13 protein-coding genes, 1 pseudogene and 1 other annotated feature are annotated in these 20876 nt (G+C 60.0%); of the genes and pseudogenes, 3 read left to right on the top strand and 11 right to left on the bottom strand.

Going from position 1 to position 20876, the window contains the following annotated elements; translation table 11 throughout:
- Nucleotides 1–972, top strand: coding sequence for an ABC transporter permease (locus tag LSO07_RS06050; protein ID WP_034754516.1), 972 nt, complete (start codon nt 1–3; stop codon nt 970–972).
- A 420-nt stretch (nt 973–1392) separates the two neighbouring features.
- Here the strand turns inward: LSO07_RS06050 and LSO07_RS06045 are convergent.
- Nucleotides 1393–1977 (bottom strand): annotated as a pseudogene (locus tag LSO07_RS06045) (NUDIX domain-containing protein); the annotation flags it as partial.
- Nucleotides 1978–2052: 75 nt separating this feature from the next.
- Here LSO07_RS06045 and LSO07_RS06040 point away from each other — a divergent pair.
- Nucleotides 2053–2817: a DeoR/GlpR family DNA-binding transcription regulator gene (locus LSO07_RS06040; RefSeq protein ID WP_151092817.1), complete on the top strand. Its 765-nt coding sequence runs from the start codon at nt 2053–2055 to the stop codon at nt 2815–2817.
- A gap of 35 nt (nt 2818–2852) precedes the next feature.
- Here the strand turns inward: LSO07_RS06040 and LSO07_RS06035 are convergent, their stop codons facing one another.
- The 10 genes from LSO07_RS06035 to puuE form a co-directional block, all read right to left on the bottom strand.
- Complete coding sequence (locus tag LSO07_RS06035; RefSeq protein ID WP_151092815.1) at nt 2853–3923, bottom strand: S1/P1 nuclease; 1071 nt, start codon at nt 3921–3923, stop codon at nt 2853–2855.
- Nucleotides 3924–3925: 2 nt separating this feature from the next.
- Nucleotides 3926–5155, bottom strand: coding sequence for a phospholipase D-like domain-containing protein (locus tag LSO07_RS06030; RefSeq protein ID WP_151092814.1), 1230 nt, complete (start codon nt 5153–5155; stop codon nt 3926–3928).
- An 18-nt stretch (nt 5156–5173) separates the two neighbouring features.
- Nucleotides 5174–6871, bottom strand: coding sequence for a bifunctional metallophosphatase/5'-nucleotidase (locus tag LSO07_RS06025; protein WP_191909592.1), 1698 nt, complete (start codon nt 6869–6871; stop codon nt 5174–5176).
- 154 nt (nt 6872–7025) lie between these two features.
- On the bottom strand, nt 7026–10463 hold the full coding sequence (locus LSO07_RS06020; protein WP_151092812.1) for a TonB-dependent receptor: 3438 nt from the start codon (nt 10461–10463) through the stop codon (nt 7026–7028).
- Between the two features lie 792 nt (nt 10464–11255).
- The gene (locus tag LSO07_RS06015) at nt 11256–12758 is read right to left on the bottom strand and encodes an adenosine deaminase family protein (RefSeq protein ID WP_151092810.1); all 1503 of its coding nucleotides are present in this window, start codon (nt 12756–12758) and stop codon (nt 11256–11258) included.
- A gap of 43 nt (nt 12759–12801) precedes the next feature.
- Nucleotides 12802–14118 (bottom strand): guanine deaminase, encoded by a 1317-nt coding sequence (guaD, locus tag LSO07_RS06010; protein WP_151092808.1) that lies wholly within the window; start codon nt 14116–14118, stop codon nt 12802–12804.
- Between the two features lie 9 nt (nt 14119–14127).
- Entirely contained in the window at nt 14128–15195 is a 1068-nt protein-coding gene (gene xdhC / locus LSO07_RS06005) for a xanthine dehydrogenase accessory protein XdhC (protein WP_151092806.1), read from the bottom strand.
- Nucleotides 15196–15204: 9 nt separating this feature from the next.
- Nucleotides 15205–17550, bottom strand: coding sequence for a xanthine dehydrogenase molybdopterin binding subunit (gene xdhB, locus LSO07_RS06000; RefSeq protein WP_151092804.1), 2346 nt, complete (start codon nt 17548–17550; stop codon nt 15205–15207).
- Nucleotides 17551–17560: 10 nt separating this feature from the next.
- On the bottom strand, nt 17561–19027 hold the full coding sequence (gene xdhA, locus LSO07_RS05995) for a xanthine dehydrogenase small subunit (RefSeq protein WP_151092802.1): 1467 nt from the start codon (nt 19025–19027) through the stop codon (nt 17561–17563).
- Nucleotides 19028–19126: 99 nt separating this feature from the next.
- Complete coding sequence (gene puuE, locus LSO07_RS05990; RefSeq protein ID WP_151092800.1) at nt 19127–20080, bottom strand: allantoinase PuuE; 954 nt, start codon at nt 20078–20080, stop codon at nt 19127–19129.
- 121 nt (nt 20081–20201) lie between these two features.
- On the opposite strand from puuE, the gene uraH reads away from it, so the two are divergent.
- Nucleotides 20202–20555, top strand: a complete 354-nt coding sequence (uraH, locus tag LSO07_RS05985) for a hydroxyisourate hydrolase (RefSeq protein ID WP_034785620.1) — start codon at nt 20202–20204, stop codon at nt 20553–20555.
- 232 nt (nt 20556–20787) lie between these two features.
- Nucleotides 20788–20876, bottom strand: a sequence feature (5S ribosomal RNA rRNA prediction is too short).

Here is a 20876-nt window from a genome sequence, read left to right as displayed (position 1 = left end):
ATGACACTCGACGACTTTCAATTCGCCAGCATCCTGGTATCGACCGTGCGCAATGCGCCCGTCCTGATCTTTGCCGCCATGGCCGGCCTGTTTGCCGAACGCAGCGGCATGATCGACATCGGCCTGGAAGGCAAGATCCTGGCCAGCGCCTTCGCTTCCGCCGCCGTGGCCTACACGACGCAAAACCCGTATTACGGCATGGCTGCCGGCATGCTCGTGTGCGTCGCCTTGGCCTTGCTGCAGGCTTACGTCAGCATCACGCAAAAGGGCAACCAGCTGGTGGCTGGCATGGCGATCAATATCGCCATGAGCGGGCTGACGTTCGTGCTGGCGCAGTTCTTCTTCCAGCAGGGCGGCCGCACGCCCGACCTCGGTTCGGCGCGGCTGTTTGACGTGGTCTTGCCGGGCACGCAGTACGTGGAGCACATTCCCTTCATCGGCTGGGTATATGCCCACCTGATCGGCGGCCATTCCATCCTCGTCTATGTGGCGTTCCTGCTGATCCCGCTCGTGCACTGGCTGCTGTACCACACGCGCTTCGGCCTGCGCCTGCGCGCCTGCGGCGAAAACCCGCATGCGGCCGATTCGGCCGGCGTGAGCGTGGAAGCGACGCGCTACCTTGCCATGCTGGTGGCCGGCATCCTGTGCTCGTTCTCGGGCGCCTACCTGGCCATCGTGCAAAGCGGCTTCTTCTTGCGCGACATGTCGGCCGGCGCCGGCTACCTGGCCCTGACGGCCATGGTGTTCGGCAACTGGCGTCCCGTCTACACCTTCCTCGGCTGCCTGATGTTCGGCTTCTTCGCCGCCATCCAGATCCAGATTGAAGGCGTGGACTTGCCGGTCGTGGGCCGCATCCCCGGCTCGCTGATCCAGATGGTGCCGTACGTCGTCACCGTGATCGTGCTGGCGGGCTTGATGGCGAAATCCATCGCGCCAAAAGCCATTGGTATCCCGTTCGTCAAATCGCGTTAAATTTCAACGAGCGCATGAAAAAAGCGAAGCCCGCGGGCTTCGCTTTTTTTACGCCTGCGAAATCTCATCCAGCGAGAAAAACACAGGCAGACCCAGGCTGCGCGCCACCGCCACCATCTGGTCCGCCCCAGCCGATGCGCCACCGAGACGCAGCACGGCATCGCAATGGCTCAATAAACGCGTCGCATGCGCATGGAACAATTCCTCGTACACGGCGTCGCCCACCCGGGTGGAACCGGCCAGCGCCAGCATGGGCAAGGCCAGCCATTCACCGAGCACGGGCATGTGTCCCATGGCATACAGCGGCAGGCAAACGGCTTGCATCGCGTCCACATTGCTCTGCATCAAGAGCGGATCGTCACCCGTGCCGGAACGGTAGGGGCCGGCAACCAGTATCTGCATGCCCTGATTCACCGGCATCAGTTGCAACTGCGCATGCTGCAGCAGCATGATGGTCTTGCCATCGCAGATGCGCCCATCGGCCACCATCTGCAGCGCCTGCGCCAGGGGCAGTTCCAGCACTTCGATATCCTCGCCCTCGTGCGCCAGGCCACCGCCGTCGCCAACGCGGCTGGCCGGATCATATTCGCCGACAAAAAAATGCAGGCGTTCCGTCACGGAACCGGGACTCATGAAGGCCTGGAATATCTTTTGCACCTGCCCCACGCGGTAACCGGTTTCCTCTTCCACCTCGGCGCGGATGCGCTCTTCAGCACTGGCTTCTTCCAGCAAGCCGGCCGCTGATTCGATGAGGAAACCGTCGTGACCTTCGCGGTAGGTGGGAAAACGGAACTGGCGGATCAAAATCACCGTGCGCTTTACCTTGTTGTAAAGCAGGATGGTGGCGCCATCGCCGCGGTCATAGGTTTCCCGCGTCTGCGTCTGCCATTCGCCATCGTGGCGCAGATAGTCGAACGTGGTCTTTTGCAATAGATACCAGTCGTGCGACAGGGTCTGCACCTGCTGTATGCGTACCCTCTCCTGCCCCAAATTGTCTTCGCGCATATCGTCTCCTTGTGCTTGTATTTTCCGACTTTATCATGCAAACTCGTGCAATATCAAGAATTAACAAGAAAAACCATGCTGACACATCAACGCAAACAATATCTGCTGGATTTGCTCCAGCGCGAAGGGCAGATCGTCGCCAAGGCCGTCAGCGATAGCCTGGGCTTGTCGGAAGACACGATACGGCGCGACCTGCGCGAGCTGGCAAAAGAAGGACTACTGGAGCGCGTGCATGGCGGCGCCCTGCCCTTGCTGCCGCGCTCGCCCGCACTGGCGCCGTTTGCGGGACGCGAACAGATCTCCCCCGAAGCCAAGCCCGCCATCGGCCGCGCGGCGGGCGCCATGATACAAACGGGACAAGTGGTATTCCTCGATGGCGGCACGACCGCCGTGCAGCTGGCGCGCCAGCTGCCGCGCGACTTGCGCGCCACCATCGTCACGCACAGCCCGTCGATTGCCGTCGAACTGGTGAATCACCCATCGATCGAAGTGCTGATGCTGGGCGGGCGCCTGTACAAGCACTCGATCGTCGGCGTCGGCGCGGCGACCGTGGAAGCCATCGGCCGCATCCGCGCCGACCTGTATTTCATGGGCGTGTCCAGCCTGCATCCGCAAGCGGGCATCACCACCGGCGATTATGAGGAAGCATGCGTGAAGCGCGCACTGAGCGAGGCGTCAAGCCGCACCGTCGTGCTGGCCTCGCCGGAAAAGTTCAATACGGCTTCGCCGTTCCAGGTCGCCCCCTTGAGCCAGGTCAACGACATCATCGTGCACCGCGACGTGGACGACGCGCTGGTCGCGCCCTACCGCGAGATGGGAATCGCCGTCATCCTGGCATGAAAAAAGCGGCCCGCGGGCCGCTTTCGAGTGCCATCTTACTGCGGCCAGATCGCCTGCAGCACGGCCGCCAGGTGATAGCCGCCCTCGATCAGCTGCTGCTTCGCCAGCGCCGAGCTGGGCACCGGATAATTATCGGGCACCGTCAAGGCCCACACGTTATAGACATCGCCCTTGCGGCTGGTCTGCTGCGTGGCAGGGCCGGCCACCACGTCCGTGAAAGCAATCTTTGACGCCGCCAGCGAGGCATCGGCCCACTGATACGGCCAGGTGGCGGGGTCGCCGCTATTGGCGCTCACCACAGGCGCGCTGGCGATCACCGTGCGGGCGAACTGCTGCGGCGTGCGCGTGCTCAGGCGGCGCATGGCGTAATCGACGACGGTCGTGTCCCAATACGAATGCAGGGGCTTGGTGGGCGACTTCGGATACGCACTGGCTGGCTTGGCCGTGCCCTCTTCTGCCGGCAGCGGCGCGGGAATCACGGCATCGGACAGCGCCGTCATCTTCGCATCGTCGAGCAGCAAATCGTTGCCGCCACGTGCATTGAAAATGGCGATGTCGTCGATCTGCGCCTGCGTGGCGGGCACAAAGAACTGGCCATCCTTGCCGAGAAACGCATTGCCAACATGCAGTGGCTGATGGATATCGCCCACCAGGTGCGTGATCAGGATCAGGGCTTCGCGCTGGCTGAAGCCGTGCGGATTGCTGGCCGCATCAGCCTTGCCTTGCAATACCAGGATCGCCTGCTTGAGCGTTTGCACGATATCGTCGTCGGCCGTGCCTACGCCATGGTCATGGTAGTGCGCGTTCTGGAACGGCACATTCGTGTAATGGTATTCGCCATGCTTGGGGTTGGCCGCCACATAGCTCAGCATTTCCGGCGATTGCGGACCGCAATACGTGCCCTTCACGCAATCGGGCCAGTTGGCGATCTTTTCCAGGCTTTCGCCAGGCAACAGCAACTTGGCCACCTGTGCCTGGGCCGCGCTACCCTTGAGCAATTGATCGGCGATGGCGCCCACGGCGCGGTGGCCGTCATTGCCCCACGCCAGCACATTGCCGGAAGCGAAAGCGGCACCCAGCGCCAGCACGCACAGTAATTTTTTCATGTTCACTCCTTGCCTTGCGGCGCGGCCTTGGCCGGTTTCGGATACTGCTTGTTGATGTCGATGGGCTGCGCGTACGCCGAGCTCCACGTCTGCTCATGCAGCGCGGCAATGCGCTGCGCCATCTGTTCGTTGCGCAGCACCACTTCCAGGTTGCGCGACAAGTCGAAATAACCGCCCGCCCAGTTGCTCGTGCCGACCCAGGCCAGCTTGCCGTCGATGCTCATGGTCTTGCTGTGGATCACGCGCGCGAACGGGATAAAACCCGTCGACGCCGTGGGTATCGTCACGATGCGGATTTCCACGTTCGGCACCAGGGCCAGGCTTTTCAGGTAGGCGATGGCCGGCGCTTCCGTGTTCCAGGCGGACACCATCAGCTTGATTTTCACGCCGCGCTGGGCGGCTGTGCGCACGGCGTTGTCGATCACGGCGTAGTACGGACGCGTGCGGTTCGGGCCGTAGGACAGCGGCGCATAATCGAGCAGCTGGATGCGCACTTCGCTTTTCGCGTCCGCCAACAAGGCGGGCAAGCCTGTTTCCGAGTCGCCCACACCGGCCGGGTTGTAGGCATTCGGGCTGGCCAGCAGGAAAGCGTTTTGCGCGTAATTGGCCGGCACGACCTTGCTGTTGAGGACCGTGGCGCGGCTGCCTTGCGACGTCAATGCCTGCGCCTGCCAATCCTGCTCGAAAATCGCTTGCACCTGGCTCACCATGGCCGGATCCGTGATCTTCAAGCCCGTCTCATGGATGTGCTCGAACGAGCGCCAGTCGAAATTCTGGCTGCCGATGTACGCCACCTGGCCATCGACGGCCAGGTATTTCGCATGCACGATGCCGTTGCCCGTGATTTTATTGAAGTCGATGAGGCGCAAGTCCAGGTTCGGAATCGCCTTGATCCGGGCGATGGTGGCCGCTTCCGACAGGCCCACGCCCTTCTGGTCGAGCAGGAAACGGATCTTCACGCCGCGCTGGCCCGCGGCCGTCAGGCTGGCCAGCACCTTTTCAAAAGCCGTGCCCGGCTTGCTGACGGCGTAGAACTGGGCGATGACGATTTCTTTCTTGGCCGAATCAAACAGCTCGCTCCACACGGCGACGGGTTCGCGCAGGTCGGGATTCGTCAAGCTCGTTTCCACGGGCGAAGTGTGCACCAGTTCAAAGCCGGGAATGGTGAAATCGGCGTGGGCCGTGCCCGCGAACAGGGTAGTGACGAGCAGGGAAACAAATAAACGACGCATGGTTTTTCCTTGTAAAGATTATTGGACGCGCACGATGCGGCCGGCCGCCGTGGCGCTGCCAGCCGGTTTGCCGACGCGCGCGCGGTCGATCAGGTAATTGCTGAAGGCGTCGATATCGCGCACGCCCGTGTCGAGCCGGCGCGTGCCGGCCGCCAGCACGGTGAAACGGTCGCCGCCGCCGGCCAGGAAACTGTTGGCGGCGACACGGTATTGTTGATTGTCATCAATGGCGACGCCATTGAGCATGATGCTGCCCGGCAGCACGCGCTGGCCCGGCGGCCGCGTGCTGTCCCAGCGGTAACTAAAACCTTCGGACACTTGCAACAGGTTGCCCTCGCCTGCCTCTTCGCCCGGCCATTGCTGCTCGAGCAAGGTACGGATTTGCGCGCCGGAAAGACTCACGACGATCAGGGTATTGCCAAACGGCACCACGGCCTGGTTCTGGCCCACGTTCGTCATCAAGTCGGCGCCCGCTTCCAGGTCCTTGCGGATGCCGCCATTGTTCATCAGGCCAATTTGCGCGCCGGCTGCGCGCGCGCCGAACAGGGTACTGTCGGCCACCAGGTCGCCCAGCGGGGAAGCGCCGCCGCCCTTGGTGCTGCGGCCCACGGTGGGCACGGCGATGGCGGCCACGGGACGCGACAATTCGGCCGCGCTGCGCTGCTTCACCGATTCCAGGTAGGCTGCCACGGCCGGGTCCGGCTCATACATGCCTGGCAGCATGACAACGTTTTGCGCGCTGGCATCGATCACCGCATTCTTGACGGGATCGACCTTGAGCTTGATGCGCGTCAGCATGTGTCCGCCCATCTGCGCCTGCGTCACCAGGCGGCCATCGACACGGCACAGATAACCCTGGTGCGAATGGCCGCTGATGACCAGCTGAATCGCCGGGTCGAGGCGTTTCACCACGTCGACCACTTCGCCCTTCAGGTGGCTGCAATCGGGCTGGTCGACGGCTTCCTTGGTCTCGCCGCCCTGGTGCAGCAGCACCACGAACACGCCCACGCCTTGCGCGCGCAGTTGCGGCAAGGTGGCGTTGATGGCGTCCGCTTCATCGCCAAACTGCAGGCCGGCAATGCCGGCGGCCGTCACCACGGACGGCGTATCCTTCAGCACGGCGCCGATCAGACCCACCTTGACGCCATGCGCCTCTTCGATGCGGTAGGCGGGCAACAGGGACTTGCCCGTTTGCGTGTCGATGACATTGGCCGCCATATAGGTGTAGCTGGCGCCCTTGAAGTCGGGCGTGAATTTGCACGCCTTGTCGGCGCGCGATGATTCACAGCCGCCGCGCTGCTGGCGCAGCAATTCCGCCTTGCCTTGGTCAAATTCATGGTTGCCGACGGAACTGGCCTTCATGCCCAGCATGTTCATGGCGACGATGCTCGGCTCGTCCGCCCACAGCGCCGACATGGCGGGACTGGCGCCGACCAGGTCGCCATTGCCGACAAAGATCAGTTGGGCATCTTCGCGCCGCCACGCCGTCAATGCGCCGGACAAGGTATCGATGCCGCCGGCCTGCACCGTCTTGCGCTCGGCATCGGCGACGCTCGTGTAGGTAAATTTGCTGCGGTCGAGATTGCCGTGAAAATCGTTCAGGGCGACCAGGTTGATATCGACGGGCGCCACGGAAGGCGTGGGAGGCATGGCGCAGGCGGCCAGCAGCAAGGTCAGGGCCGCCGCTGTGGCGAGTGGTGTCAGATGATGTTTCATGGTCCCCACGTAGTCATCGTTGTCAAAAAAACTGTCTCATCCGGGGGGCGCCGCGCGCCGCATGCCCATCCGAGCATTACAAGAAAGCAGAACATAAACGAAAAAACGGCCGGTGTCGCCACCAGCCGTTTGCAACTTCAATCAAGCGTCGAGATTAGAACTCGTACTTGACCGTAGCCTGGATCGCCCATTGGGACTCACCCTTTTGTTGACGCACGGTGTAGTCCTCTACCTTGTCACGCACTTGGTAGATATAACGGCCTTGAGCATCGAGACCCGCAAAATCAACAAAGTTACGCGTTTGACCACCAGCCGAGCGGAAAGCCATTTCATTGATACGGCCCCACTTGCGGTTGATCATGTTGCCCACGTTGAAGAAGTCCATCGTGAACACGCCTTTGTTGCCTTTGAAGAAGCCTGGGACTTCCTGGCTGACACGCATGTCGAAGCTGTTGGTCCAAGGCGAGAAGCTGTCGTTACGCTTCACCACGCCGCCTTTCGCGCTGCGCAGGTCACCGTTTGCGTTAACAAATGACCAGAAACGGTCTTCGTTGGCGTGATTGGTTGCCGTATCACCACGGAACACCACTTCGCCCGAACCCGGTTTCGATGGGATGTACATCAAATCGTTGCCGCTGACGCCGTCACCGTTCAAGTCATTGCTGTAGGTCCAGCTGAATGGCTTGCCCTTGCGGCCTTCATAGAACAGACCGAAGCTGGTCTTGTAATTGTCGAAGAAACGCTTCTGGAAGTTCAACACTGCATTGAAGCGGTCTTTTACCAAGTAGCCGGAATTGGCGGCAACGTTTTCGTTCGGATTGAAAATCGAACGGGCATTGAAGTTCGACGTCGATACCGACGAGGTCAAAGGTGACACTTCCGTTGCATCCGTGTAGGTGTAGGCAACCGACCAGCCGAAGCCTTTGGTCATAGGCTGGCTAACCGACAGGGTTACCAAATTGCCTGCGCCCTTGTCCGTTTTCTGGGCAACCATGACGTTGTTGAAAGCAGGATTCTTGAGTGCCTTGGCAACGATGGAACCGGAGCAGCCCGTGTTCGTCGCCGACAAGCCACCGGTGGAAGTCCAGCAATTCGTATTGTAAGCACCGGCACCGTAGTACAGCTCACGGCCATCGGTACCCTTACGCGTCGCCGCGCCCAAGTTCAGATGCTCATAGTAAATGGCATCCTTGTTTTGCGTGCGCAGGTATTCCGCGCCGAAAACCAGGCCCATCCATGGCAACTCGTGTTCGAATGCCAGGTTGCCCTTCCAGATCGATGGCTGACGCAAGCTAGGCGACAGGAAGTCCACGTTAGCCGCAGGCGCGGCATCAGCGAAGTTCGTCGGCTGCATGGTCGGATCAGGATTGAACAAGCCACCGACGGTTGGGCAAGCCTTGAAGCCGCTGGTGCCGCAACCGACGATACGGGTCGCCACGCCAGGATTGGCGAACGGATTCGACATCCAGACCGTGGCTGCCGCGCCCTGGAACAGGCCGAAGCCGCCGCGCAACTGGGTAGGACGGGCGCTCTCAAACTTGTAGTTGAAGCCCACGCGTGGCTGCCACAGCGTCTGGCCATCGATGGTTTGCGTATTGTTCAAGCCAAAACCGCCGCTTTGTGCCTTGCCAGTCTGAGCGTTGCCAGCAACCAAAGGTGCCGCTGCCGCGGCGTTGTACAGCGGACGGTCGCTGATGCCGGCCTTGTCCACGCGCACGCCATATTGCACGGTCAACTGTTTGTTGACGGTCCATACGTCTTGAGCGAAGAAGCCATAGTTTTTCAGGCTGAAATCAGCAATGGCGTTTTCCAGGGAGCCGCCTGCCAACGGTACCTGAACCTGATAAGAGCTCGGGCGTCCAATGCGGAAGTTTTCCAGGATGGCTTGTTGCTGAAGCGTCGGTGAATTGTTGCAGTTGAAACTAGTGCTGCCATCCGGGTTCGGTTTGACGAACGAGTAGCCAACGTTATTGATACAACCGAAGGTGTAGTTACCGTTCACGTTTTGCAGGAACGCATTGTAGACATCGTTCTTGCTAAAGTCGGTACCAAACTTGACTTCATGGTCACCCAAGGCCCAGTTGGCGCCCAGGTAGGCATCTTTGGTCTTGGTGCGCAAGACGTTGAACTGGTACGACTGGTCGGTACCAAAGTTCAGGTAGCGGTCTTTGGTCGAGATACCTGCAGGCGATCCCGCTGGCACGTCACCCGTAAACTTGAGGGACATCGTTGGCAGGGTGGAATTGTTCTTCGGCAGACTTTCATAGTCGCGCGACGACACCTTGAATTCCGTCGAGAAATTCGGCGTCCAGTCGGCAAACCACTGGCCAACGATGGTCTCGATCGACTTGTTTTGCGAACGCCATGCCGAGTTCAGGGCGATGCCGCTATCCGATACACCGGTAAACATCGGCTCGGACTGATCGGTTTTGGAGTAGCGAACCATCGCGCGATGGTTATCGTTGATGTTCCAGTCCAGTTTCAGCAAGACATCATCAACTGTCAACTTCGTGCCTGCGGGAACTGCCGTGGTACCGACTGGCAAGTTGTACTTATCCTTGGCAATCGTCTGTAAAGCCGAAATAGCGGATTCGGTAATACCGACGTTCGTCATCGAGCTGCCAATTGGACCAAAGTTCGGCGCAGTGCGAGTGCTTTCCAGCTTTTCCTTGTTGGCGAAGAAGAACAGTTTGTCCTTGATCAACGGGCCGCCGACGGAAACACCCTTGGTCGTTTCGCGGAACGGCGCTGGCGCGTAATAGCTGTCTTTGACGTTGTCGTAACGGTCACCGGCCATCCGGTCATTACGGAACACGTAGTAGACGCTGCCCTTGATATCATTGGTACCGGACTTGGTCACGGCATTGATATTGGCGCCCGTATAGCCTTTTTGCGTCACGTCGTAGTTGGCGACGTTCACTTGCACGGACTGGATGGCATCGATCGAAATCGGTTGCTTGGCAGTCGGGCTGCCGTTCGATTCCAGGCCGAAGGTGTCGTTCACCGCCACGCCATCGATGGTCATCGAGTTGTAGCGCGAGTTTTGACCGGCAACGGACAATTCGCCGCGCTCTTTGTCGGTTTGCGAAACACGCGGGTCGGAACGGGCGTAATCTTGCAGATTGCGCTGGATCGACGCTTGCATGGCCAGCTCATTGGCGCCAATGTTGGTGCCGGCACCCATGTTGCTGCGGTTAAAGATCTGTGCGCGTGCGCCTGTACCCGTCACGTTCACGACTTGCATCTGGGCGCCCAGGGTGGCGTCCACATTGGCCGTTTCGGCCAGTTCCAGGAACACGCCTTCGCGTTTTTCAACTTCACCATTCTTGGTGATGGTGATGGTGTAGGGACCGCCAGCGCGCAAGCCGCGGGCGACGTAACGGCCTTCCGCATCGGTCGTCACATTGCTGACGGAACCCGATTCGGTGTGCACGATGGTAACAGTGGCGCCAGCTGCCGGCTTGCCGTCGGTGGCCGAGATACGGCCGCCAATGGAAGACGTAGTGTTCTGTGCGAACGATGGTGCCGCCGCCAGTGCAATAGACAGGCTGAACGCGATTTGCGTTAGCCGAAGTCGCTTGTGATTGATCATCTTTAACCCCAGAAAAGACTATTATTTTTGAAAATCCTGGATTGCCCCACCATCCGGCTGCGCCGCACAGCAACACAAACACAACATTTCCTCTTTACGATGCTGCAACTGTTACGCCGGCGGGACTGGCTGCGGTCCTGACAAGACCAGCACAAAATGCCGCTCCACACATCACAACCATTCCTATTCAGACAATAACGGCGGAAAAAACTGCAACCGATCCGTACGACCCAGGGCGCTAGCTCCTGTGTCATTCACCCGACAGGCTTACCCGGCGAATATGGCAAGCCGCGAGTGTAATTGTTAAATATTTCAAGACTGTGACACGGCGGTAAAATGCAGAGGAATGTCGTCATTTAGCTGCGCGACTGTTTGTTTCACTCTGCATCTCACCTTTATTTACTGCAAATACCCATCTTCATACGCTATCAGTCATACGAATTGTGACTTTTTAATATCACATTTATCCCACTATGCATCATCAAAAAATGGATGACAAATACGTTTTTTTTTACATATTTATATATTTTAAGTATAAATAGCGTGGGGTAACTAGCTGGATTGATATCGTGCTGACAGCGTCCGGGCTTATGGCGCGTGATTATAAATGAGCAATATGTACTTGAAATTGATTCATCCAAGAAATTGGACAAAGTCGTGCATCTGCCGTTAATTGTGTCGCATGACCGCCACAAAATTAACAAAAAGATATTACGGAGATTTGAGGGGAGAAATGAAAACAGCCGGAATATCCAGCCGTCCTGAGAGTATCAGTTGTGAACGTCGCGCAACTTACGGTTTTCTGCTCTTGCCTGCCTTGTCGGCGGCAGCAATTTGCGCTTCAAAGCGGGTGAAACGGGCATCGAGCGCTTTCAGCAAACGTTGCTTGTCCGCTTCCGCCAAGAAGGAATAGCGCAGGCTGTTGTAGGACAGCTTTTTGATTTCCGCATAATCCGTCTTGTACTGGCTGGCAAACCGCACATATTCATTCGACAAGGTATTGCGCGAGACGCCTGCGTCATCGGTGGAGATGACGAAGGGCACGCCATATTTGCGGTACAGGGTGATCGGATGGGCCTGGCCCTTGATGCCGAGAATGTAATCGTTGCTGGTCAGGTTCACTTCCACGGGTATGCCCCGTTCGCGCATTTTTTGCATGGTCACCAGTGCATTGTGCTCATAGGCGATATCCATGCCGTGACCGATACGGTCGGCGCCCGCCACATCGACGGCTTCGGCGATGTGGAAAGCCATGCCTTCCGGCGGCACCATGCCCAGCGCCAGCTCACCGGCGTGCAAGGCGATCTTGACGTTCGGATATTTTACCTTGAGGAACTTGAACATTTCCATGTGCAGGCTGTAATCGCGCATCGACACGTTCACGCTTTCCTGGCCCACGATGTTCACGCCCACCAGCAAGGGATTCAGGCTCGCTGCCTTGAACGCGGCCACCATCGAGGAAAAAACTTGCGATGGCGACAGGAAACGCAACACATACGCCTGGTAACGCATGGTGAAGTTCGCGTCGTCGATGCCGGCGCTGCTGGCGTTGACGTTGTCGTTGTAGGCGGTGATGCTTTTCTGGAAGCCGGCATCCTGCTCCAGGCTGCCTGTCCAGTTGGCCAGCAGCGCTTGCAGCGCGGCCGGCTGCAAGCCCGGCGCCAGCACTTGCTGGTCGAACTGCGCGTTTTGCACGAATGGCGACAGCTCGAAAATCGTTTCGATATAGCTGAGGTTTTCCGCGATGGCGCGCTGCTTCAGGGTTTTCAGGCCATCGGCCGTGTTCGTGGATGCCACGGGGCCGAAATAGCCAAAGGTATCGAAGAAGGTACGGTCCGGCGGCGTCTGGATGGCGCCGTGATTATAGAAATCCTTGGTCGACCAGCGCTGCAGCAATTCCGCATACAGGCCCGCATCGGCAAACACTTCCGTGGACGACAGGCATCCACGCTGCGTGGCCGGCTTGGCGCGCTCGGCCGCCACGACGTCCTTGTTGCTTTCGATGCGGTAGGTCGTCTTGTTGACGCAATAGTTTTCCTTGTCGACCCAGTCGAGGAATTGCTCGGCGTAAATGGCGCCCGAGTAATGGTGATGCAAGTCACCGCCCTTGGGCATCATGGAAAAGAACAGGCTCAACTCGGCTGTCTTCGGCTGCGCACCGGCAACCAGGGCTGCAAAATGGCGCGCGGTGGCCGCTTCGTTGGAAGACGGGGTGGCCTGCGCCTTGGCGGCCTGCGCCGTTCCAGTCAATGCCAGCGCGGCGCCAAGCGCCAGGCCAGTGAGTTTCTTGTGCATTCGCGTTCTCGCTCAGGATAATTCGTGTTGAACAACGGGTAGGTCAGCCCTGCCCCCGCACATGCACGCATTGCCCGCCTGAATAGGTGGCGGCCACGGCGCGGTCGTCGCCCAGCAGCGCAAAGGCAAACAGCAATTCCTCCAGGCTTTGACAGCCGGCCGTGCGGCGCTCGAGCAACGGCGTCGATTGCTTGTCGAGCACAATAAAATCCGCTTCCGTGCCTGCCGTAAAATTGCCGAGGGTGCCTTCCAGCTGCATGGCGCGCGCGGCGCCCAAGGTCGCCAGGTAAAACATGCGCAAGGCGGGCAGATAGCTGCCTTTCAAGCGTGCTACTTTATAGGCTTCGTTCATGGTTTGCAACATCGAGAACGAAGTGCCGCCGCCCACATCGGTCGCCAGCGACAGCAGCACTTTCGCCGCATCGGCCCGCTCGAAATCGAACAGGCCGCTACCGAGGAAGAGGTTTGACGTAGGACAAATGGCGGCCGCCGACGACGTTTCCGCCATGCGCGCGCGGTCGCGCTCGTCGAGCCAGATGCAGTGCCCGAACATGGCGCGCGGACGCAGCATGCCGTACTGGTCATACACATCGAGGTAGCTGCGCGCCTGCGGATGCAGTTCGCGCACCCAGCGGCATTCATCCTCGTTTTCCGATACGTGGGTCTGCAAATACGTATCCGGATAGGCGCGCGCCAGCTCGCCCGCCAGCTGCATCTGTTCATTCGTGGACGTCGGCACGAAACGGGGCGTGATCGCATACAGCGAGCGGCCATGCTTGTGCCAGCGCCGGATCAGCTCTTCACTTTCGCGCGCGCCGGACTCGGCCGTGTCGCGCAGGAACTCGGGGCAATTGCGGTCCATCATGACCTTGCCTGCCACCATGCGCAAGCCGCGCGCCTCGCTGGCGCCAAAGAAAGCATCGACCGATTGCGGATGCACGCTGCCATACACCATGGCCGTGGTGGTGCCGCAGCGCAGCAGTTCATCGAGGAAAAACTCGGCCACGTTGCGCGCATGCTCGGGATTCTCAAACGCGCGCTCGGTAGGGAAGGTGTACGTCTCCAGCCATGGCAGCAAACCCGGGGCAGGCGAGGCGATCATTTCCGTCTGCGGGAAGTGCAGATGGGTATCGATGAAACCCGGCACGATCAGCTTGCCGCGGTAATCGACGATCTCGGTACCTGGCGGCAAAGTCGGTTGCAGCGATGCATAATCGCCAGCGGCCACGACCTTGCCGTCGGCCACGATCAGCAAGCCGTCCGCATGCCAAACGTGCGCCTCCTCGGTGAAAGCGGGATCGGCGTGAAAGTGCAGCAAGCTGGCACAGTAAGCTTGCAATGTGGCAGGAACTATCGGCATGACTTCTTTCTATAACGGGTGAATGGCGGCGCGTTTCTCGCGTCGCGGTGGCGCACTGGCAGTAGCCAGCCGCAGCGGTGCGGCCAGGGCGGCCGCGGCCGCTTCCTCCCACACCATGAGTAGTTGACAGGCAACGGAAGCGGCGATCACGGCCGGCGCCTTGTTGCGGATGCCGGGCATGCCGATCGGACAGACCATGGCGGCAATGCGCTCGTCCGGTACGCCGCGCGCCTGCAGTCGGTGCTCGAATTGCTTGCGTTTCGTGTGCGAACCGATCAAGCCGAACCAGCCCGCATCCTCGCGCTCCATGATCGCTTGCGTCAAGCGTTGATCGAGCGCATGGCTGTGCGTCATGACGAGAAAACTGCCGCCCGGCGGCGCCATGGCGACAAATTCCTCGGGCGTGTCGGTGGCGGCGATGCGCACGTTCTCTGGCAGTTGCTCTGGAAACATGTCTTCGCGTTCATCGACCCAGGTGATATTGCAGGGCAAGTGGGCCAGCGCGCGCACGATGGCGGCGCCCACGTGACCGGCGCCAAACAAGGTCAGGTGCGCGCGCGGCGCCAGGCAGGGGTCGACCAGCCAGCGCCGCCCCTTGCCATCCTGAGCGACATGGGTACTGCGTTCGCGCGCGAACGTATTGGGTGCCTGGCCTGGTGCGCCGGCAATCAGTTTACCGGCAGCATCGAACAGGGCCGACGCGGCATCGCCGTCAAGCGCCGTGACTTTCCAGCTGTCATGCTGGCGCCGTTCGCGCAAGGCGGCCAGCAATGCTTTCAAGCTAGCATCGACATACTCGAACGCCAGGTGGACGACGCCACCGCAGCATTGTCCCAGGCTGGGGCCGAGCGCAAAACGTTCAAGCCGCGCATGGGTCTCTGCCGTGGCCAGCATGGTCTTGGCGATTTCCACGGCACGCAATTCCAGGTGGCCGCCACCGATGGTGTCCGCCTGGCCTTCAAGGGTGACGCGCATCTTCGCGCCCGCCTCGCGCGGCCCCGAGCCTTCCACCAGGGCGACCGTCACCAGCACGGATGCCTGCGTGTCATTCTCGATTGCTGTCAGCCAGTCGCTCATCCTCTGCTCCTAGGCGCCGGCATGCGCCGCTTGCACGGCCATGACTGCCTTGAGGATTTCCTCGCTGGTAGCGGGGGCATTCAGCGGTGGCTGCACGGCGTGATGGCCCACGCTGGAAATGGCATCGCGAATGGCAAAGAAGACGGAGAACGGCAGCAGCAACGGCGGTTCGCCCACGGCTTTGGAACGGTGGATGCTGTCTTCCACGTTGCGGTTCTGGAACAACTTGACGCGAAAATCTTCGGGGCAATCGGAAATGCCGGGAATTTTGTATGTCGATGGCGCGTGCGTCATCAGCTTGCCCGCCGCGTTCCACCACAGCTGCTCCGTCGTCAGCCAACCCATGCCCTGGATAAATGCGCCTTCCACCTGACCCAGATCAATCGCGGGATTCAATGACTGGCCAGCATCGTACAAGGCGTCCGCACGCAGCAGCTTCCATTCCCCCGTCAAGGTATCGACCACCACTTCAGCCACGGCCGCGCCATACGCATAGTAGGAAAACGGATGGCCCTTCATCGTCTTCGCATCCCACGACAGGCCAGGCGTGGCATAAAAGCCGTCCGACCACAATTGCACCCGGGCCAGATAAGCCTTCTGTACCAGCTCGGCAAACGCGACGACATGGCCATGCACGTGGATATGGTTATTGAAGAAGCGCACTGCAGCAACGTCGCCGCCGTACAGTTTGACCGCGTAATCGGCCAGGCGTTCACGGATCTGGCGCGCCGCATCCTGCGCCGCCTTGCCATTCAGGTCGGCGCCGGTAGACGCTGCCGTGGCCGACGTGTTCGCCACCTTGCTGGTATCCGTGGCCGTGGCCCGTACGCGCTCCAGGTCCAGCCCCAGTTCGTGCGCCACCACTTGCATCACCTTGGTATTGATACCCTGCCCCATTTCCGTGCCGCCATGGTTGACCAGTACGGAGCCATCCACATACACATGGACCAAGGCACCGGCCTGGTTCAGATGCGTGACGTTGAAGGCGATGCCGAATTTCAGCGGCGTGAACGCCAGGCCCTTCTTCAGGATCGGGCTGGCTTCGTTGAAGGCGTCGATGGCGCGGCGGCGCGCCCGGTAATCGCTGCTCTCTTCCAGTTCGGCAACGAGTTCATGAATCACGTTGTCGACGATGGTCTGCCCATACGGCGTGACATTGCGCCCCTCTGCATCGTTGCGCCCATAGAAATTGAGCAGGCGGATATCGAGCGCATCGCGTTGCAAATGGCGGGCGATTTCATCGATCACGTACTCGATGGCAATGGCGCCCTGCGGCCCGCCAAAGCCCCGGAAAGCCGTATTCGACTGGGTGTTCGTCTTGCCGCAGGCGGCGCGGATATCCACGTCGGACAGGTAATATGTGTTGTCGAAGTGACAGACGGCGCGCGTGGCGACGGGGCCGGACAAGTCCGCCGAGTAACCGGCGCGCGTGGTCATATCGACCTTGGCGGCAAGTATCCTGCCCTCATCGTCGTAGCCCACTTCGTATTCATAGTAGAAACAGTGGCGCTTGCCCGTCACCAGCATGTCGTCGTCGCGGTCGGCGCGCAGTTTCACGGGGCGCTTCAGTTTGGCCGCCGCAATCGATGCCGCCGCCGCCCACAGGGCCGACTGCGATTCCTTGCCGCCAAAACCGCCGCCCATGCGCCGGCATTCGACGGTGATGTTGTGCGAATGCACGCCCAGCGCATGCGCCACCACGTGCTGCATCTCGCTCGGATGCTGGGTCGAACACAGCACCAGCATGCCTTGCGCTTCCTTCGGGATGGCGTAGGAAATCTGTCCTTCCAGATAAAACTGTTCCTGGCCACCCACATACAGCTGGCCCTTGACCACATGCGGCGCCTTCTCGAACGCCGCCTGATAATCGCCCCGCGTCAGCTGCATCGGCGGCAGCACGTACGATTGTGCGGCCTTGGCCGCTTGCGGCGTCATGATCGCGGGCAATTCCTCGTACGATACCTGCGCCAGGCGGGCGGCGCGGCGCGCATGGTCGTGCGTATCGGCCACCACGATGAAGATGGGCTGGCCCACGTATTGCACCAGTTCCGCAGCCAGGATGGGATCGTCATGGATGATAGGGCCGCAGTCATTGGTGCCGGGAATGTCCTGCGCCGTGTAGACGGCGACGACACCGTTCGCACTGCGCACAGCCGACAAATCCATGGCCGTGATGCGTGCATGGGGCTTTTGCGACAGGCCCAGCGCCGCGTGCAAGGTGCCTTGCAACTCGGCGATATCGTCCGTGTATGTGGCTTGCCCCAGCACATGCAATTGCGCAGATTCATGCGGACTGGGCTTGCCCACGGCGGCCCAGGCGGCCGCTTGCAATTCGGGCGTGGCAGGATGGTTCATGCTGCTCCTTTCAGGCGCGGCAAGCGTAGGCGTTGACGGCAGTGCGCAACAGCGGCGCACCGGGGCGTGTTTCCAGCCAGAAGCGGCGCAACAGGTTTTGCGCCGTCGTCATGCGGTAGGTATCCGAGGCGCGCATGTCCGACAGGGGCGCGTAATCGTCGGCCAGCAAACGCATGGCGATGACCAGATTGTCTTCAGTCCATGCTTGTCCGCGCAAAAACGTTTCCGTTTGCGCGGCGCGCTGCGGCGTGGCCGCCATGCCGCCAAAGGCGATGCGCGCATCGATGATGCGCTCGCCGTCGAGCTGGAAGGCAAATGCGGCACATACGGCCGAGATATCCTGGTCGAAACGCTTGGCCAGCTTATACGTGCGGAATTGCACCTCGACACGCGGCAAGGGCACGCGCACGGCTTCGACGAATTCGCTTGGCTGCAAATCTTTCTTTTGGTAACCCAGATAAAAATTTTCCAGCGGCATGATCCGCTGGCCGGCGGGACCGCGCAGCACGATCTCGCTGCCCAGCGCAATCAGCCACGGCATCGAGTCGCCGATGGGCGAGCCATTGGCCACATTGCCGCCCAAAGTGCCTGCGTTGCGGATCGGCAAGGAAGCAAAGCGTTGCCATAGTTCCGACAATTCCTCCGGGTAATGCTGGCACAGCGCCGCATAGGCATCGTTGAGGCTGGCGCCGGCGCCGATGTGCAACTTGCCATCGTCCACGACGATGGTTTTCAGCGCAGCGACGTTGCCCAAATAAATGATGTCGCCCAGGTCGCGCAATTGCTTGGTCACCCACAAGCCCACGTCGGTGGAACCGGCCAGCAGGCAGGCTTGCGGCTTTGCCGCGCGCAGTGCCACCAGTTCATCGATGCTGCGCGGCGCGTGAAATTGCTGGCCGCCATGCTCATACGTGCTCAGGCTGCTGCGCTGCAACGCCTGCAATTGCTGCGCCACGGCATCGCGATCGAACGTGACGTGCGGCAATTCGCCCATGCGTCTGGCTGCATCGATGATGGGCCGGTAGCCCGTGCAGCGGCACAGATTGCCCGACAGGGTATCGTCGATTTCGCCGCGCGTGGGTGTCTCGCCGTTTTTTTTCAGATACATGCCCCACAAGGACATGACAAAACCGGGCGTGCAAAAACCGCACTGGGAACCGTGACACTCGACCATCGCCTGCTGCACCGGGTGCAGGGCGCCGTCGGGCTGTTGCAAGTCTTCCACGGAAAACAGGGCCTTGCCATCGAGTGTAGGCGTGAGCTGGATGCAGGCGTTGACGGCCTTCATCTCGATTTGCCCATCCACCAGGCTGCCGATGACGACGGTGCAAGCGCCGCAATCGCCTTCGGCGCAGCCTTCCTTGGTGCCCGTGCAATGCAAATCCTCGCGCAGGTGCTGCAACACAGTCTGCGTAGGGGCGGCGTTGCGTACTTCCTGTACGGCACCACGGTAGTAAAAGCGGATCGGTTCTGACATGCTGGCCTCGGTATAGTCCCAGTATAGGAGATTAACACCGGCATATGGGACAACTATATGCAAAGACTGATTTTACTTATCATCCAATTTCAATACCTATCAACCGGTACAGGGATGCGTCGCGTGCCAATGTTCGGCAATATCGATGCGGCGCGTGATCCACACATGCTCATGGCCCTGCACATAGTCGAGAAAGCGCGCCAGGGCGGCCGCGCGGCCAGGCCGTCCTACCAGGCGGCAATGCAAGCCCACGGACAGCATCTTCGGCTGATTCAAGCCGTTCGGATCGCCTTCCGCGTACAGCACATCGAAGGCATCCTTCAAGTAATCAAAAAACTGCGTGCCCGAATTAAAGCCCTGCATGGCTGCAAAGCGCATATCGTTCGTGTCCAGTGTATAAGGCACGATCAGTTGCGGCTGCACGGCAGACATGCCGGAGGCATCCGTGTACGCTACCTTGTCCCAAAATGGCAGATCATCGCCGTAATAATCGGCGTCGTAGCGGAAACCGCCATGCTCGACTACCAGTTTGCGCGTATTCGGAGAATCGCGTCCCGTGTACCAGCCTTGCGGGGCCGAACCCGTCAATTCGCGGATGATCTGCACGGCTTCGCGCATGTGTTCGCGTTCCGTCGCCTCGTCCATGTTTTGATAGGAAATCCAGCGCAAGCCATGACAGGCGATTTCATGCCCCAGTTCCTGGAAGGCGGCCACCGCTTCCGGATTGCGCTTCAATGCCATCGAGACGCCGAATACGGTCAGCGGCAGGCGCCGCTCCTCGAACATGCGCAGCAGGCGCCACAACCCAGCGCGCGAGCCATATTCATAAATCGACTCCATGCTCAGGTGGCGCGCAGGAAAAGCGGCCGCCCCGATCATTTCCGACAAAAACGTTTCCGAGGCGGGATCGCCATGCAGCACGCTGTTTTCCGCCCCTTCCTCGTAATTGAGGACGAATTGCAGCGCGATGCGGGCCTTGCCCGGCCATTGCGGATGGGGTGGCGTGCGGCCATAGCCGATCAAGTCGCGTGGATAATGTTCGTAATTGTTCATGCGGAGGCGCGCCTATAGGAGGACAATGTTGGCTATATGTCCAATCATATAGCCCGGCGCAGTCACCGGTATATGATTTGCACGATAAGCACATTCACTCACCCTATATACAGGATAGCAAATGGGAAAACTCAGCACGCATGTACTCGATATCGCCCACGGCAGGCCGGGAGCCGGCGTCAAGGTGGCCCTGTTTTCAGTTGCGCCGGAAGGCAAAGTGTTATTGAAGATGGATATGACGAACAGCGACGGCCGTTGCAGTTCGCCCTTGCTGGAAGGCGACAGCATGAAGGCGGGCCAGTATGAACTGGTCTTCAATGCAGGAGACTATTTCGCCGCCCAAGGCGTGGAACTGCCCTCCCCCCGCTTCATCGACCTGGTCACCCTGTCCTTCGGCATTGCGCATACAGACGAGAACTACCACGTGCCGCTGGTGGTATCGCCGTGGTCGTATTCGACTTATCGCGGGAGTTAAGCGACGTTAAGTAAAAAAGGCAGCGCGTAGCGCTGCCTTTTTTTACGCCTGCTGAACCGAACCACCGGGGTCAGACCCTCCACACCGCCAACGCCAGATTCGACGCCAACGCGGGAGGGGGTCTGACCCCAGCCTTCGTTTGGGGTTCGCCATCACAAACCGCCAGACGAAAAAAAACCCGACCATTGCTGATCGGGTTTTTCTCTTACTGCGAATAACAAGCCTGACGATAACCTACTTTCACACTGGTTGCAGCACTATCATCGGCGCAAAGTTGTTTCACGGTCCTGTTCGGGATGGGAAGGGGTGGGACCAACTTGC

The organism is Janthinobacterium sp. PLB04, assembly GCF_021165895.1.
In the GTDB taxonomy this organism is placed as follows: Bacteria; Pseudomonadota; Gammaproteobacteria; order Burkholderiales; family Burkholderiaceae_D; genus Janthinobacterium; species Janthinobacterium lividum.
Note: the sequence above shows the minus strand (reverse complement) of the source record. Positions and strands in the feature narration are given on the sequence as shown.

Coding starts and splice junctions, on each gene's coding strand:
- puuE (WP_151092800.1), bottom strand. CDS start 20,080: ATGAACAATTACGAACATTATCCACGCGACTTGATCGGCTATGGCCGC.
- LSO07_RS06025 (WP_191909592.1), bottom strand. CDS start 6,871: ATGAAACATCATCTGACACCACTCGCCACAGCGGCGGCCCTGACCTTG.
- xdhA (WP_151092802.1), bottom strand. CDS start 19,027: ATGTCAGAACCGATCCGCTTTTACTACCGTGGTGCCGTACAGGAAGTA.
- LSO07_RS06030 (WP_151092814.1), bottom strand. CDS start 5,155: ATGCGTCGTTTATTTGTTTCCCTGCTCGTCACTACCCTGTTCGCGGGC.
- LSO07_RS06015 (WP_151092810.1), bottom strand. CDS start 12,758: ATGCACAAGAAACTCACTGGCCTGGCGCTTGGCGCCGCGCTGGCATTG.
- LSO07_RS06040 (WP_151092817.1), top strand. CDS start 2,053: ATGCTGACACATCAACGCAAACAATATCTGCTGGATTTGCTCCAGCGC.
- LSO07_RS06035 (WP_151092815.1), bottom strand. CDS start 3,923: ATGAAAAAATTACTGTGCGTGCTGGCGCTGGGTGCCGCTTTCGCTTCC.
- guaD (WP_151092808.1), bottom strand. CDS start 14,118: ATGCCGATAGTTCCTGCCACATTGCAAGCTTACTGTGCCAGCTTGCTG.
- LSO07_RS06020 (WP_151092812.1), bottom strand. CDS start 10,463: ATGATCAATCACAAGCGACTTCGGCTAACGCAAATCGCGTTCAGCCTG.
- LSO07_RS06050 (WP_034754516.1), top strand. CDS start 1: ATGACACTCGACGACTTTCAATTCGCCAGCATCCTGGTATCGACCGTG.
- uraH (WP_034785620.1), top strand. CDS start 20,202: ATGGGAAAACTCAGCACGCATGTACTCGATATCGCCCACGGCAGGCCG.
- xdhB (WP_151092804.1), bottom strand. CDS start 17,550: ATGAACCATCCTGCCACGCCCGAATTGCAAGCGGCCGCCTGGGCCGCC.
- xdhC (WP_151092806.1), bottom strand. CDS start 15,195: ATGAGCGACTGGCTGACAGCAATCGAGAATGACACGCAGGCATCCGTG.